This window comes from [Leptolyngbya] sp. PCC 7376, assembly GCF_000316605.1.
GTDB lineage: Bacteria > Cyanobacteriota > Cyanobacteriia > Cyanobacteriales > MRBY01 > MRBY01.
The window spans coordinates 4,222,590-4,239,620 of the sequence record NC_019683.1 but is presented as its reverse complement, the minus strand read 5'-3'; the positions used below and the strand labels follow the sequence as shown (position 1 = coordinate 4,239,620).

At 40.0% G+C, this 17,031-nt stretch carries 10 protein-coding genes; 6 read left to right on the top strand and 4 right to left on the bottom strand.

Annotated features, from left to right (window positions below; translation table 11 throughout):
- Positions 1 to 120 precede the first annotated feature (120 nt).
- Positions 121 to 939 carry an IS6 family transposase gene (locus LEPTO7376_RS19030; protein ID WP_015135586.1) on the top strand — a complete coding sequence of 273 codons (819 nt, stop codon included), beginning with the start codon at positions 121 to 123 and terminating at the stop codon, positions 937 to 939.
- Here the strand turns inward: LEPTO7376_RS19030 and LEPTO7376_RS23940 are convergent.
- The 4 genes from LEPTO7376_RS23940 to LEPTO7376_RS19010 form a co-directional block, all read right to left on the bottom strand.
- Entirely contained in the window at positions 926 to 1,618 is a 693-nt protein-coding gene (locus LEPTO7376_RS23940; RefSeq protein ID WP_015135707.1) for a filamentous hemagglutinin N-terminal domain-containing protein, read from the bottom strand. The two genes, LEPTO7376_RS19030 and LEPTO7376_RS23940, sit on opposite strands and share 14 nt — an antisense overlap.
- 379 nt (positions 1,619 to 1,997) lie before the next feature.
- Complete coding sequence (locus LEPTO7376_RS27950; RefSeq protein ID WP_041763060.1) at positions 1,998 to 2,570, bottom strand: IS630 family transposase; 573 nt, start codon at positions 2,568 to 2,570, stop codon at positions 1,998 to 2,000.
- Between the two features lie 13 nt (positions 2,571 to 2,583).
- Positions 2,584 to 2,982: a transposase gene (locus LEPTO7376_RS27945; protein ID WP_225901096.1), complete on the bottom strand. Its 399-nt coding sequence runs from the start codon at positions 2,980 to 2,982 to the stop codon at positions 2,584 to 2,586.
- Between the two features lie 5 nt (positions 2,983 to 2,987).
- On the bottom strand, positions 2,988 to 3,617 hold the full coding sequence (locus LEPTO7376_RS19010) for a hypothetical protein (protein ID WP_041764146.1): 630 nt from the start codon (positions 3,615 to 3,617) through the stop codon (positions 2,988 to 2,990).
- Between the two features lie 306 nt (positions 3,618 to 3,923).
- Here LEPTO7376_RS19010 and LEPTO7376_RS19005 point away from each other — a divergent pair, with 306 nt between their 5' ends.
- The 5 genes from LEPTO7376_RS19005 to LEPTO7376_RS18985 all read left to right on the top strand — a co-directional run bounded on the left by LEPTO7376_RS19005 (position 3,924) and on the right by LEPTO7376_RS18985 (position 16,997).
- Positions 3,924 to 4,577 carry a hypothetical protein gene (locus tag LEPTO7376_RS19005; protein WP_015135706.1) on the top strand — a complete coding sequence of 218 codons (654 nt, stop codon included), beginning with the start codon at positions 3,924 to 3,926 and terminating at the stop codon, positions 4,575 to 4,577.
- Between the two features lie 31 nt (positions 4,578 to 4,608).
- On the top strand, positions 4,609 to 5,592 hold the full coding sequence (locus LEPTO7376_RS19000; RefSeq protein ID WP_015135705.1) for a DUF1822 family protein: 984 nt from the start codon (positions 4,609 to 4,611) through the stop codon (positions 5,590 to 5,592).
- 98 nt (positions 5,593 to 5,690) lie between these two features.
- Positions 5,691 to 8,681, top strand: a complete 2,991-nt coding sequence (locus tag LEPTO7376_RS23935) for a CHASE2 domain-containing protein (protein WP_015135704.1) — start codon at positions 5,691 to 5,693, stop codon at positions 8,679 to 8,681.
- A 108-nt stretch (positions 8,682 to 8,789) separates the two neighbouring features.
- Positions 8,790 to 9,620 (top strand): DUF928 domain-containing protein, encoded by an 831-nt coding sequence (locus LEPTO7376_RS18990; protein ID WP_015135703.1) that lies wholly within the window; start codon positions 8,790 to 8,792, stop codon positions 9,618 to 9,620.
- A gap of 171 nt (positions 9,621 to 9,791) precedes the next feature.
- Entirely contained in the window at positions 9,792 to 16,997 is a 7,206-nt protein-coding gene (locus tag LEPTO7376_RS18985; protein ID WP_015135702.1) for a filamentous hemagglutinin N-terminal domain-containing protein, read from the top strand.
- Positions 16,998 to 17,031: the final 34 nt, after the last annotated feature.

Here is a 17,031-nt window from a genome sequence, read left to right as displayed (position 1 = left end):
CCCACCCCCCAAAAAAAAGAGAGGCGATGATTCTGTCAGAGTTGAGTTGTCAAAATAGGTTTGAATGTGACCGTCTGATATTGTTTGAGTCAACTTAAACCATCGCTCTCAAACCGTTCTATGGACTGCCCTCATTGTGACTCGACAAGATTTTCAGTCCTACAACGAAAGACTAACCTTGGTTACGATCGCTTTCAGTGTAAAACTTGCCATCGCACCTATAACGAGCGCACTGCAACACCTTTCAATTTCATTGAAGTGCCTACAGACATCGTCTTTGAAGTTCTATTCTGTCGAATCAGATATAAACTCAGCTATCGCGATGTCGCTGAATTCTATTTGCTTCGTGGATTTCAATTCAGCCATGAAACTGTTCGGGACTGGGAGGAGCGTTTCCTGCCTTATTTCACCGAACACATTCGAGAAAAACGACGAGGAAAAATAGGGCAAGTCTGGTTTGTTGATGAAACTTATGTCCAAGTTTCTGGGCGATGGTGCTATCTATACCGTGGCATTGATCAAGATGGCAATCTTGTGGATGTGAGGCTCTCTGATAAACGGGACATGGCAGGGACTAAAGCCTTTTTTGAAATGGCCAGAGAGATATCAGGGGAAAGTCCCGAGCAAGTCTTTACTGATGGTCTTAAGTCATACCCCAGAGCCATTGATGAAGAATTAGGAAAAGAGGTGGAGCATCAAGTGATTGGCTGTCAGGGTAATCCAGTGGAGCAAAGTCATCGTGGCCAGAAAGACCGATATTATCCGACTCTTGGATTTGGAGCCTTGGAATCAGCCCAGAGATTCTGTCAGGCTTTTGATGAGGTGAATAATGTTCTGAGACCTCGTCGTCAAATGGGAGAAGTAGTGTCTTCGTCTGAACGAAGAGATAGGTTTCTCCAAAGAATCGAAGCATTACACAGCATTTTCAATGCCGCTTAACAACAGGCTTATCGAAGAAAAATGATGTTTCGTCTTGGATGCCAACTTGGCTACCCAATCCTGACATTTTCATCTCTACAACATCAGCAACCAAACTGAGACTTTGACTTTCATTGATAGTTAAATCAGCAAAACTTTGGATACTCCCTTGATAATTACGGAGTGCATTGGGGAAGATCGCATTTGGATCAATACTGAGTAGTGCATCTGGTGCAGCACTTGAAATATTTAACAGACTGCCATCATTTAGTTCGATATCTGTTGCAGTAGTTGCAAAAAGAGAACCCCGGAGATCTAGACTAGCCTCTACTCCGAAAGTAATTCCATTGGGATTAATGAGAAATAGATTCGCACCACCATCAACCCCGAGAGTTCCAAAAATATTACTACCGTTATTTCCAGTTATACGGGCAATAATATTGTCAATACCTACAAGATTCTGGAAATAAACTCGTTGACCTAAATCAATATTAAAGTCACGAAAACTGTGGATTGTACTGCCATTAAGCGAAAAGCCACCGGTAATAGATTCCGCCAAATCTCCTTGCACCATCTGATTCGGCAGAACATCAGTTAGTGTAGTCCCATCAGGTATTGATTGCGCCAATACAGGTAGAGATATTAATGATAGAGAAATAGAAGTAATTACACCGGGTATTACGCTTGGGAAATAGTTCATAATGGGTCCTAAATATCTTGCTGAGAGTTGAAACTTATTGCTAACGATAAAAGATAAACTTCGATGTCTCATGCTTGATATACAAATATCAGTTTATGATCATTGTATTTATCAGAAGATGTTTTTTCAGTGATGAACAAGTCGCTCTCTAAATCATGAGAGAAAAGATAAATTGAGAGCCATAAAACAAACCTTACTTACTTAGCCAGTAGTTATGAATCATGTAAATCTAAGCTATTAGAATTAGAGTCGATAAGATATATTTTTTGCTCACAAAGGCTAAACATATTCACTTGGCTCCCTCAAGCTTAGTGATCTGAGATGGCATCACTTTCCTGTCTATAGAAAGATCATCAAAAGAAACTTCATATAGCAATTTCTAGTCGAGTGAGGTGCAATAGCAGCAATGTGTAAACCAGCATCGAATATCATCAAGGGTAATCTTGGAAAAAGCTACCTCAATTGCCTTGTCTAGAGCTAGATAAGTTCTTGCCCCGATACTTTTCAAGGTACTTTTCAACTTTGACCAGCAATTTTCAATGGGTGAAAAATCTGGAGAATAGGGAGGAAGGTAAATCAACTTAGCTCCCACGGCCTCAATCATTGTGCGTACTGACTCTCCTAAATGAATCGAACAGTTATCCATCACCACACATGCTCCCGCCCATAAGTTTGGTATTAACTTCTGGCTGATGAATGCTTCAAAGGTTAATCCATCCGTACTCCCCAGCAGATGATAATTAGCGACCATTCCCTTGAAGCCTAATGCTCCAATCAAAGAAACATTCTTGCCTCGTTTACTGGATTTCGGACTATAAGCTCGTTTCCCTTTCTCAGAACGTGCCCTCAGTCTTGTCATGGCTAAGTTCACGCCCGATTCATCGATAAAAATCAAGTTTTTCGCTAGAGTCGCTTGCATTTTCTGCCAAAAATCATATCTGGCTTGTTGCACTCGTTTTGTCGCCTTAAGGTCTGGATAGAATGTTTTTTTTGAGGCTATATCCCATTCTTCTTAAGGTGCGATGCATGGTGCTATTGGCCACACGGAGACCAGTGCGTTTCTCCATCTCATCACATAGTTCCGCTAGCGTCGCATCGTTTTTCTTGGTGAGCAACTGGCGCAATATTGTTTGATGCTCTTCGTTTAATTTGGGAGGTGTTTGTTGGCTTCGTTTTTTCGGAGCAATCGACCCTGTCAGTCGTTTTTGGTCGAGGAGCTTTTGTACAAAACTTTTCGCCACTCCAAATTGTCGGGCAAGACTACTTTGACTCACACCACCCCTTTCGTAGGCATCCACTATTTTCTGTCTTAAGTCTAATGAGTAGGCTTTCGGCAAGATGCTACTTTCTTCCTCACCAGTCAACTCACCTATACTACTTCATACACCTTGCTAGGCTGAAATTTGCTGTAGCAATCTCCATATGATGCGCCCAAATGATAGCCAGAAATTACTCCTTCACGGGATGTTTCATCATATTTAACAAGAACACGTGTGCCAAGCTTGAAAAATTCAATTTTCTTGAGGTGACTGGTTGAAACATTATTTTCAGCAAACCCAACATCCAGATAACGGACTTGATAAGTCGTAACATTTTTAGATGATTCGACACTTAAAATCTCTCCGTATCGCCAATCACCTTTTCGTAAGATCTCAACTGTTTCTCCAACTGTAAAAGCACTTGCTTCAGAAGTTTCTAAATTATTATTGCCCTTTGACTCTTTTGCCGTAGATACAGTCTTTCTATCAGATAGAAGCGGTTTAAGATCGTTGTTTTCTGCAAACTCATAATTGCTCTGAGCGATAGATAACTGAGGTGAAAAGATTGAGACACATACTACATAGATCCAAATACCTCTTGATAATCTCTTCGAGGTAATACGACCTATTTGCAATCGTTGTTTAAATCGAAACATCCGAGCCAATGAATGCAGTTGATCTATGTTTAACTCAGAAAATTGTTTTTGGCCTGATTGTTCTTCATGAGAGGTAGGTAACATATTCTTTCTCCTTAAGCACGAGGACTGCTTGATGCTCTTTTCTATTTTGGGATGAATTTCATCCCTACTAATTTCAACGACCCACGGGGAAATAATTCGCAGTTTGAGCTTTACGAAGAAAAATCAACCTTAAGTGCGAAAGACTGACTTAAGGCTCGTAGTAATACATAGGGGATCATCCAAGTGAATTTTTCTGGCTAGATTGGATTGCAACTCAATCCGGCATTCTAAGCTAGGGACATTCATATACCCAATCAAAACAAAGAATCCTTAAAACTTGACTATTTCTCATCTGATATATCTAAAATGGCAGTTCCTAACGATGATCAGTTACAAAAACTTGTAATGGAGGCTCATGCAACAGAACTTGGTACACCAAAATATATTCGTTTAATAGACCGTATTTTTATTGGTGTAATGAACTCTAAAAAGCTTTGGAAATCAAAAGAGGTATTCTATGAAGATGCATTGCAAGAAGCACTTGAATACTGCCTACAAAATCTTACAGAGTATGTAGAGCAATATTCTAAACTTCAAAGATTCATGACCTGGATTAACGATTGGGTCAGAAAGAAACTTCGACTTTACCGGGATAGGCAAAATCGACAAAGAAAACGTCAAATAAATATTTATTCTGCTGACAAAGACAAGGATGACTTGCTGGAAGAGTTACCTAGTAGAACAGATTTAAACCCTAGTCTTAGTATGTGGAATGAACTGCTTGAATGGATTGAGACTGACCCAGAGAAAGTTCTAATTAGCCGGAAATGTAAGAGATTTGCATTTATCAATGCTCAGGTTCTTCTTCTGAGAAAATTATCCTTGGACAATACCTCATGGGAAACAGTTGCAGAGGACTTGGGTTGTCCAACATCAGAAGGCAAGTATTTAGCTCAGTGGTATAGCCGTTACTGTAATCCCATAATACGAGAATGGGGAGAAAACAAAGGATTTATTTAAAAAACTAGACTGTAATTATAACTTATTGATCATGCTTACTGACTCCGATTTCCTCCAGGAATATATTACTCTTCCAATTACTGAACAAGCATTAGAATATGCAAGAAATTTTGCGGCTCTCCAACTTGAGTCTGAGCAATCTAAACGAGTTTTTAAAAATACTCTCACTGTATTTATAGTGAAAAAGTATTTCGATATCTTAGGGATTGCCTCAAATTTAGTTCAATGCGAAAGTTGGCATCCACTATTTCAGATGTCAGGTGATTTTGCAGATTTAGAAATTGTAGGAAAAGGAAAACTAGAATGTCGTCCGATTGACAATCAAGATAACTGTTTAAGAGTACCTTTTGATTCTCAAACTGGACGTATTGGATATCTCGCTGTCCAGATAGACGAGGAAGAGAAAGTTCTTCATCTTTTGGGTTTTACTGACTCTCTAGATGGTGAAGAAATTGCCGTAGATAAACTTGACCCAATCGAGAATTTTATCCCGTACATACTACAGGCTAGCCCAATTGTCAGATTAGATGAGTGGCTGAATGATAAATTTGATGTTTCATGGCAATCAACCGAAAAAATACTATATAATGTAGCGCCAAACTCTGCTCGTTATTCAGATCATCGTATTGTTTCTCGTGTAAAAAAACTCAAATGGTCTAAGACATCCGAACTACCGACTATCCTATTACTCGTTATGTTGAGTTCAGAAGAAGAGGAAGTTTATAAAATTCGGATACAGTTACATTCTCATATGACCACTCCTTCAAAGCCTTTGCCTCAAGGCTCAGTCAAGTCAGACTATAGATTCATTTCTTCTACTAAGCAACACCTTCCTGCAAATATGCAACTTTCACTACTTTCAGAAGATAATGAAGTGTTGCAAACAGTGACAACAAGAACAAATCCACCTGATGATTGGATACAACTTAATCAGATCCGTTGTAATGCTTTTGAAAAATTCTCAATTGAGATCAAACTTCTTGGTGAAGTAATTACTCAAGAATTCATTATTTAGAGGTATTTTGTTGATATCAACTTCTATTGAAGAATAGCGACTATATCTCAAGAATACTGAAAATCAATATAGAGGCAATATAAATCAGGAAGCGAGTAATGAGTCAGCTTGTTATTTTGAACTTAGGTTCTGGTGATTTAGAAAATGGTTTTCCAGGTATCGTCGCAGAAATTTGGGAAAGAGAGAACGAGCCACCAGTCAGACTCGTTGGCTCCCTACCTCCTCGCCCTAATCTTCAGAGACTTTATTATCGCTGGAAAGCTATTTATCAATCACTTCTAGATTTATCTCGCAAAAATCTAGACTATAGAATTGAGTTGGAACCTGATGAGAGCCCTAATAATATATCTATCTCAGAATTTAATACACTAAACCGAACATTACCTCAACAACTGAATATATGGCTAAATTCAAAAGGGTTTGGTCAGTTAGAGCGTCGACTAAGAGCAAGGCTTAATTCACAGGAAAATATACACTTCATTATTCAGGCTGAAGATAAGGTCTTGAGGTTGTTACCTTGGCACTTATGGAATCTATTTAAAGATTTCCCTAATGCAGAAGTCGGCTTAAGTTTGCCAGACTATGAACGAGCATCCGTTCAGCGAACAAAAATAGGTACAGTGCGGATTTTAGCTATTTTTGGTAGTGATGAAGGGATTAATCTCGACGTAGATCGCCAAATTCTCGATAAGCTTCCCAATGCTGAAGTCAGTATTCTCACTGAACCAGATCTCAAGAGATTAAATGAATATCTTTGGGATGAGAGAGGGTGGGATATTCTTTTCTTTGCTGGGCACAGCAATACTAACTTTGACAGTATGAAAGGCTATCTGGGCCTTCATCCTGGTTACAGTCTTTCGATTGGACAGCTTATCAATAGTTTTAAAAAAGCGATTGAACAAGGTTTACAAATGGCGATTTTTAATTCATGTGATGGCATGGGGCTTGCTACAGAATTAGCAAGATTAAACATCCCTCAAACCATCGTCATGCGAGAACCGGTGCCAGATATTGTGGCCCATGAGTTCCTTAAAGATTTTCTTACTTTGTTTTCTAATGGCCTGCCTTTATATCGAGCAGTTCGTCAAGCTAGAGAAAAATTAGTTGGATTAAAAGATTCTTTTCCTTGTGCAGACTGGCTTCCTGTCGTTTGTCAAAATCCCACTCAACCTCCAGCAACATGGCTGAGTCTACTGAGAAGCATGAAAGCAGAATTAACTTTGCCCTCTAATGTTTTAAGAGAAGAGCATACTGATAGTTTGGTGACATTAGTGTTTACTGATCTCGAAAATTCAACGTTACTGAAATCATCATTACCAGGGAAAGACATTACAGAAAAGAATCACATCTACTATGAAAAGTTTTTGCTACCACACCGTCGTTATATATCTGAAGGCATATCTGAATATGGTGGACGAGTAGTGGAGACTGAGGGTGATGGTCATTTTTTGGTATTTGGTAGTGCAATTAAAGCAGCTCAGTGGTCAATCAAACTACAAGAAGATTATCGTCTCAAGCCTATCCATACTCCACTGGATAGATTGAAGGTACGGATTGGCATTCATACTGGAAAACCTATTAAAGATGGCTCAGGATATAGCGGACAGGAAGTTGATAAAGCTGCTCGAATTTTAGGATTTGCCCACGGAGAGCAAATACTTTTATCCCAGATGACTAGTCTACTGATACAAGATTCAAAGGTTAAAGATTTAGATACATTCACTCATCCTCCCGTATTTTTAAAAGGTATCGGTAATGAAGTATTGACTGAGCTTTTGTATCTTGATAAGCAGCCTAATATTCCTCGAAGGCCATATGATTCTTTATCTAATCTTTTGAGCATTGGTGTGGCTACTCTGGCCAGTATTGCTGTTGTTGCCATGCGTCTTACTGGACTACTTCAGCCACTGGAACTTAATGCTTATGACCAGCTCATGAGAATCCGACCTATTGAAAATCCAGATACTCGTTTTGTAATCATAGAAATAACAAAAGATGATGTTGAAAGCCAAGATCTCCTAGATAGACAGAAAGGGTCTTTAGGAGATAAGTCATTGGATAAGCTACTAAGAAAGATCAATCAAGCTCAACCAAATATTGTCGGTCTAGATATTTACCATGAGCTTAAAGTCGAAGAAGACTATCCTTATTTAGCTGAACAATTTAGAAATAATGTTAATTTGATTCCAGTTTGCCAGGGAACATCGGGACCAAACCAAAGTGGGATTAATCCTCCACAAGAAATTCCAGAAGGAATTTTAGTTAATAGAGTGGGATATAGCAATTTTGTTTATGATGGATCGGATGGAAAACTTAGAAGGGCTTTAGTTGCGAGTAGATTTGACACAACTAACTCTTCATTATGTAAGGTTTATTTCTCCTTTAGTTATCTTATTGCTTATCGTTATTTAGTGGATAAAGGTTTTGAATTTGATTTTCATGAAGAGAGAGGTGTTTTAGTAAGTGATGAGAAAATATTTTCTCCAATGAAACTATTTAGTGGAGGTTATTATTCATTTGATAATTATGGATATCAAATCCCAATAAATTTCAGATCCAGAGAAGATTTAAAAGATATTACACTAGATTATTTGACTTTAACTGAAGCTTTAGATCATCCAAGCTTAGAGGAAGTAATTCATGACAAAATTGTACTGATTGGAACTACTGACTTAAGTTTTGGTGACTACCATAGAACCCCTTTCAGTAAAGGCTTTATTGGTAGAGATGCATCAACTCCGGGTGTGGTATTACATGCTCATATGGCTAGTCAGTTAATTAGTGCAGTGATAGATGATCGGCCAATAATATGGTGGTGGAATGAATTATATGAAGTTGTATGGATCTTAAGCTGGGGTCTGATCAGTGCATATATCTCTATACAATCAATGCCTTGGCTGAAACAGAAATTGTCAATATTAATTTTATCAATCTCTCTTGGATTGATTTGTTACATAACCTTGTTATATGGTGGCTGGCTTCCATTTGTTCCGGCACTTCTATCGATCATCCTAGCTTCTTCACTCGTATCGCGAAGACAGAAAATACTGGAAAACTTTACAAAAATAAAAAATATCAAGTTGATTTAGGTTGATAGTGCGAAAAATATCTATCATGGCCGTTGAAATAAGTAAGGCTCATCAACTTGATGTTGAAATCGTGTCGATTCATATCTCATCTGGCTATCAAATAAAGCAATGAAAAAAAATCTTCTTTTATCAAGCTTCAATTGCTCTACTAAGGCAAACCTACTTTTAGGTTTAGTGATCATCTGGAGCAGCTTATCAGTTGATGTTTTTTTCAATAGAAGCTTTAGTGCGTTTGCGACTAGCCTTGATTCTGAGGAAAAATCAGAGACACCGACACCACCACCTAATAACGGGGCTCCAGATAACACAGTTGCTGGAGGATCTCGTGGCGAGTGCACAGAAGACTCAACTCCTATCGCTCTGGCTCCCCGGAGAGGAACAGGAGCAGTTATGTCAGAAGGTTCAACAAAACTATATTTCTTTATTCCTCAAGGGGCTGATTTAGAAAGTAGCAACGCCACCGAGAAGGAAAAAGATACATTGACGTTTAGTTTCACTGATGTTTTAACTGGCGAGTCTCTATCTGAGACCAAAGTGGAGGCAGATACGCCATCATTATTGACAATTGATTTAGCTCTTTTAGATACACCAATTTCATTGGAAACAAATCGAAGATACAGGTGGAATTTGACTTTAGAGTGTGAGACCACCAAGGAAGTTGACAAGCAACCTAGTGTATCTGGATCTATCCAAAAGAGAGAATTTGATGCAGTTCTAATATCAGAGTCAGAGAAACTCGCGCTTTCAGAACGTCCGATATTTTTCTCAAATAATTGGTTGCAGTATGACGCAATCACTGCACTTATCGAGTGGGTTAAAGCTGATCCGACTGACCCAGAGATCAAAGAAGTATGGAGATATTTATTGCCTGATATACCTTTTGAGCTAGTTAAGCCAGGGTTCGAAAATGACTCTGATAATCAAGAAATTATGCCTTAGAGAGTGACCTTATTTCTGATAGGTATTAGAGAAAGTTATTGCTAATAGGTGAATTCAAACAAGCTACATCTATATAGAGGTGATTTTCTCTACTAAATCCAACTGATATCGGTTGAATCTTTATTTAATTACAGCATCTTCTTAAGTCGTTTTAGAGGCTGAGACTTAGACATGATAAAAATACATCAATCTAGTAAATCCAACGTTTGGGTTGCTTCTATTTCTCTATCGTTAATATCTCTCCCAGTATCAGCACAATCTATACTTGATGGAACTACACCAACTGATGTTCTGCCGAATCAGATGGTGCAAGGAGATTTGGCGGAATATATTACCGGTGGCTTTTCGCTTAATGACAGTACAATCCATAGTTTTAGTGACTTTAATGTGGATGTCGGCCAAAGAGTTTATTTTCAGAATCTTGTTGGTATTGACAATATTATTACCCGTGTAACTGGAAATAACGGCAGTAATATTTTTGGAACTCTCGGGGTTGATGGTGGTGCGAATCTATTTCTCATTAATCCCAATGGAATTACTTTCGGAGCAGAGGCTAGTCTAGATCTCCGGGGTTCTCTTTTTGCAACTACTGCAACAGATATCGAACTAAATGATGGCAGTCTGTTAAATATTTCAAGTGCTGCACCAGATGCACTACTCAGTATTGATCCAAATGCGATCTTCCCCAATGCACTCCGTAATTATCAAGGGAGTATCCAAAGTTTTGCTGATTTAACTATCAATGAAAGTCAAAGTCTCAGTTTGGTTGCTGATGTTGTAGAGATTGATGGTTCTTTGACTGTCCCTGATGGCTCTATTGCGCTTTTCGGAAACACAGTAAAGCTACTGGATAATGCAGACATTGCTACAGGTGATGGCTCGGTTGAGTTGGGAGATGTGGCTTCTGTAGAGGAGAAGACTGCTTATGTTGTGAATGATGGGCAAATTTCTGCTCAAGATATTCAGGTTAACGCGCGGACTTTAATTAATTACGACAGTCTAGATGTATCTGGGGAAACAGGCGGAAATATTCAGACGGATGTTGAGTATTTTTCCAGTAGTGCCAGAGGTGAAATTCTCGCAGATGGTAGTGCTGGAGATGGTGGAAGAATTTCTATTCAGGCAGATCAGAGCATTTTGTTTACTGCGGATAGCATCTTCTCCGCTCAGGGAAAAAATCATGGTGGTCACATCATTCTTGATGTGGGAGAAAAAAGAAATCAACTATTATCAGGAACTATTGATGTTTCAGGGAAAACTGACATTGGTGGGAATGTCATAATCACGGGAGATCGCCTAGGTATATTTGGTGCGACGATTAGAGCAGATGGGATGATTGGTGGTGGAACAGTCTTAGTTGGCGGAGATTACCAAGGCACTGGTGGTTTACAGCGCTCTTCAGCGACAACAGTAGGGCTAGATTCTTTAATTACCGCTAATGCATTAATTAATGGTGATGGCGGTAAGGTTGTCCTTTGGTCTGATGGTGTAACAAACTTTGGAGGAGCTATTGAAGCCCATGGGGGAGAACTCAGTGGTAACGGTGGTTTAGTTGAGGTTTCTAGTTTGGAGGGAGGGCATTTTGCCGGGATTGTAGAGGCCTCAGCTCCTAGTGGAAAAGCTGGCAGTCTTCTATTAGATCCCCAAAATATCACCATTGCCGATGAAATACTGAAGGGAGGCTGGAGCCTTGCTCAAACTTTCCTTAATCCTTCCACCACAGATAGTAGAGTGGTGGAGGGGTCTTCCTCACCTGTAGCGCTTGATGGTGACAATATTCTTATTGGTTCTCCTACCAATGATATTGAGGCACAAAATGCAGGTTCTGCCTATCTTTTTAATACCAGTGGTACTTTACTTCAAACATATAATAATCCCACCCCTGCTTTTTCTGATCGGTTTGGTTGGGATGTGGCAATCGATGGAAATAATGTCCTTATTGGAGAATTAGCCTTCCTAGGTTCTACCTATCTCTTTGATACCGAAGGGAGGTTGTTGCAAACATTTAATAACCCTACTGCTGATCCTCTTTTGAGCTCTTTTGGCAAGTCCATAGCACTCGATGGCAGCAATGTCCTCATTGGTTCTCCTCAAGAAACATCTTCTGTGGGTTCTGCTTATCTCTTTAACACAAACGGTACTTTACTCCAAACCTACAATAATCCCACTCCAGAAGAAGGAGATCGTTTTGGTTCATTTGTGGCGCTCGATAACCGTAATGTCATTATTTCGGCTCCTTTTGATAATACAGGGGCAGTCAGTGCGGGTTCTACCTATCTTTTTGATACCAGTGGTACTTTACTACAAACATACAATAATCCCACCCCTGCTTTTTTAGATCGGTTTGGTGATGGAGATATAGCAATCGAGGGCAGCAAAATCCTTATTGGTTCTCCTTATGAGGATGCAGGTTTGGCTTATCTCTTTAATACCAGTGGTACCTTGCTAAAAACCTATAATAATCCTATCCCTAATCCTAATTTTAATAGCAGGTTTGGCCAGTCTGTGGCAATTGATGGTAGCAATATTCTCATTGGTGATCCAGCAGGAAGATTAGATAAGGGTATTGGCTTTGCCTATCTCTTTAATATCAAGGGCAACTTACTACGAACATACAATAATTTCACCTCTGGTAGTCGTAGGTTTGGTCAGTCTGTGGCCATCGATGGCAGGAATATTCTTATTGGTGCTCGTTCCGATGAAACGGGGGGAAATGATGTTGGAGCAGCTTATCTTTATAGCTTAGACATTCCCAATCTCTTCAACGAAGAACCCAATGGTAGCTTTACCTTTGATGCTGACTTAATCACGAATACAACTAATACTGGTACCAATCTCACTCTTCAAGCTAATAATGACATCACCATAAATGAAGCCATTCTCAGCAATAATCTAAGTGGTAATGGCGGGGATCTTCTCTTCCAAGCTGGTCGCAGTATTAATGTCAATGCCGATATTTTTACCGATAATGGCTCTCTGAGTCTGACAGCTAATGATACTCTTGCTAATGGTGTTGTTAAGTCAGAGCGAGCTCCTGGGGTCGCCAATCTCATCATTTCAAGCGATGTTATTCTCGATGCAGGCACAGGAGATATCCGTCTAGTTTTAGACGATGGAAAAGGCTTAACTCATAGCGATAGTGGCTCTGTTATCCTCAGCAAAACAGAAAACCTTACCCAGATTAAAGCCCAAAATTTAACTGTTGAATCCAGTGGTTCAATCGCCGGCACCAGTGACTTAATTATCGCGAATGATGCCACATTTATTTCTCGTTTAGCTGAAGCCGGTACAGTCAATATCCTGACGGATGATGAGCCTCTCACTATTGGGACTTCCTCCATTGGCGGCAATCTCAATATCACTACAGAAGGAACAGTCAATCAGGCTATTGGCGAACCTCTCCAAGTTGCAGGAAATATTTCCATTAATGGAGGTGGTAGCGATCCTCTCATCAAAACTCTTGGCGATCCTTCTGGAGAAATCACTTTGCCCAATGGTGATGTCATTATCACTCAGGTTGGGACAGTGGATCTTGATGCCAAAACAGTAGCTGGCAACCTCACAGTTAATAGTATTCCAGAAGCAGTAGTAGGCTTTTCTGGCATCTTCGAAGATGTCGCCATTAGCTTGCTTGGCAGTAATTCATTTGGAGGCACAGTTCGTTTCCAAACATCCCTTGATGATGCGGTCACCATCTCCGGCACACCTGGTATCACCCAAAATGGTGCACTAGATGTTGCTGGCACAGCTCAATTCAATGCTGATATAGGCAACATCAACCTGAGTAATCCTACCAACCAATTCGGCAATCTGGGTTTTATTGGCAATGACGTTAATATTACTGAACTAAACGACAGCAATTTTGTCAGCTCCATAGCAACCGGCAATTTCTCCTTTCTTTCCGGTGGTCTGATTACCCAATCTGGCGGTCTCGATATTGATAGCAATATAGAGCTGATAACCACCCATCCCCAAGCAGGCAATGTTGAACTAAGAAACACTCTTGCTACATCTCTTAGTCGATCTCTAATCGGTGGTGACTTCACCCTCAATTCTGGCGGCGAAATCACCCAAGTTCCTGGTACATCTCTGCAAGTAGCAGGGGCACTTAGCCTTTCTCCAACAGTTGATCTAAGTACTTTTAATCTTGATGGTCTGATACCACGAGTTATCACCCAAGCCAATGGTGACGTAATTATTACTGATGTCGGACAAGTCGATCTTGCAGGTATGACTGTCAATGGTAATTTAACTGTTAATAGCCTTCCTGAACTATTAGATTTCAACAGTACTTACAATGGCGAAAATGGCATTATCTTAAATGCAAATAATGCCTTCAGTGGAAACTTAAAAATCACCACAGATGCCGATGTGATCATTTTAGAATCTGGGATTCCGGGTATAAGCCAACAAGACATTTTAAACGTTGATGGAACAGCAGCTTTTAATGCTGAAAATGGCATTATTGATCTCAATCTAGACAATAACTTTGGTCAGCTCGGTTTCTTTGGAGAAGATGTTTCTATCACTGAAGCTAGTGGGATAAATCTGATTTCATCCTTCGCCACTGGAAACTTAGAACTTACCGCCAATGACTCAATTACCCAGAGCAGTAGTATTCAAGTACAAGGCACATCCAAATTTACCGCAACTGATTCTCCGATTACTTTAAATCAAGCGAATCAATTTTCAGACAATATTAGCTTCAATACAAGTGGTGACGTGATTTTCACCAACACATTGAGTAATACCATACTTGGCAATAGCGAGATTGGTGGAGACTTTTTAATTACTTCGACTGGAGATATAACTCAAAATGCACCACAAAAAAACACAGGTTTAACACGTTTTTATGTTGGTAATGGTGACATCAATTTACCTGATGACAATGATTTTAACCGTATCAGCATTGATGGCGGTAATAATATCTTTCTCAATGAAATTACGGATATCAAAATTGAAGAATCAAATGTGACGGATAATCTCACTGTCCGTGCGCTCGGCAATATTAAAACAGATAGCATCTTTAGCCCTAGTGGTGTAATTGATTTACAGAGCTTTGCTGGTGATATCGATACGACAAATGGAACTTTAAGTACCTTTTCTCTAGGAGCAGGCGGTAGAATCACGCTTACTGCGGATAAAGGCAGTGTTTTTCTTGGTGATCTTAATTCTAGTGGTTTTAATTTTGCTGGTGGCGACATCAGCATTCTAAGCCCCAACGGTAATATTTTTGTTTCAGGAAAAACTATTGGGAGTAATACTTTTGGAAATAAACGAGCAGGAAATGTTAACTTTAGTGGAAAATTCATCCAGATAGATAACGAAAGTTTTGTCTCAGTAAGTACTTTTAGTCTTGGCTTGGGCGGAACTATTAATATTTTTGACACTGAAGAAATCCATCTTTTAAATGGTTCTCGTATCCTTTCCCGCGCAGTGAATGACGGTGATGCGGGAAGCGTGAAATTTGATGTACAAAGGCTTTTAATTCAAAACAGTACCGATAAATTTACGGGTATTGGCGCAGATACAGCCCGGAATGTCAGTGGTGCTGGTGGCAAAGTGGATATTAATGCCTCTGAATCAGTCATCATTATTGGGAATCAACCTGGAGCTTTCATACCAGACACGCTCAGCTTTAGTAGTATCCTTGCAGCTGGAGAAGTCAATACTGGTATTTCATCTTCAACTTTAGGAAGTAGTAATGCAGGAAATATCAATCTAAAAACACGCACTCTCATCGTCAAAAATAATGCAGGGATTGCGTCTGCTGCACTCAATCTCACTCCTGATGGCGGAGATGCTGGCTCACTGAGTGTGACAGTCAACAAATTTGAAGCTCAAGGATTAGCAGGATTAGCAACAACAACTATTGGGGCTGGGGATGCAGGGAAATTGTTTTTAGAAGCCAATAAACTAACACTGCGAGATGGAGCTGTTATTACGGCTGATACAATCAGAGGGGCATCCGGTGATGCTAACGATGTACAAATCAATGTTGCTCAGCTGAATCTTCTTGATGGTTCACGTATTGGAGCTGCCACAGCGAACGAAGGAAATGGCGCATTGATTGATATTTCCGCAACAGAATCTATCAACATTGCAGGCGTTTCACCAGATCCGACTATTGTCAGTGGTATTTTTTCGCAAGCATTGGAAGATTCAACAGGTGCAGCTGGAAATATCATCATCATAACGCCAGAACTCAGATTAGATGATCGTGCCACTATTGCGGCTTCTACTGATGGCTCAGGCCCTGCTGGAAGAATTCAAATAAACTCTTTACAAACATTTCTAGGCGACAGCTCCAGCATCCAATCAACTACATCTAATGGTCTTGGCGGCAAAATCTTTGTCGCTGGCAATCTTTTACAAGCTACTAATGGTGGCCAAATTAATACATCCACTTTTGGCGCTAACCCTGCAGGTGATATCGATATTCAGATCCGCGACAACATTACCCTTACTGGTGAAGGTAGCGGACTTTTTGCGAGTACAGCCCTTGGTTCGACTGGCGATGGTGGCAACATTGGCATTGATCCAATTCGCTTCAATATCTTTGATGGGGCGGCGGTTGCTGTCGATAGTGATGGTTCAGGTATTGGAGGGAATGTAGAAATCTTTGCTAATCTACTCAACCTGAATAAAGGGCGCATATCCACTGAAACCCTCAGTACTGATGGCGGTAACCTTTCTCTCAATATTTTTGACTACATTCTTCTGGAAAATAATAGTAATATCACCGCTACAGCAGGCACGGCTTTTGCAGGTGGGAATGGCGGCAATATCAATATCACCACTCCTTTCATCATTGCTATGCCTGGAGAAGATAGCAATATTCTCTCCCAAGCCTTTGCCGGAAACGGAGGCAATATTCTCATTAAAGCCTTTGAACTCTTTGAAATTGCTTTTACTGGAGCCGATATTCCGACTCGCAATGACATCAACGTTTCTTCTGTCTTTGGAAATGAAGGAACAGTCGACCTATCTCTACCAGAATTAGATCTAACTTCTGGGGTAAACGAATTATCAGGAGATTTGACTGACCCATCAGATAGAGTAGCTAGTCGCTGCTTGGGTGGAAGGAATATTAGTCAAAATGAATTCAAGGTAGTGAATGAAGGTGGCCATAAACCACAACCGGGAGGGACATATGATGTGGATCAACCCTTCGAGGATATGGGGCTAGCTCCTGAACAACTAACTGGAAATACATTAATCGAATCTACAGTTACAGAATCAGCAGGTTCCATGATTCCCATGGTTTCTTCCCAAGGTTGGCAACGCGTTCCGGGCAATAAAATTCAGTTAATTAGAACCAATCATCAAAACAGAATATTACCTCTCATTCATACTTCACCTCTCTGCAAATCTTAAATTGGGAGATATCAATGTATAGCTTGAAAATTCT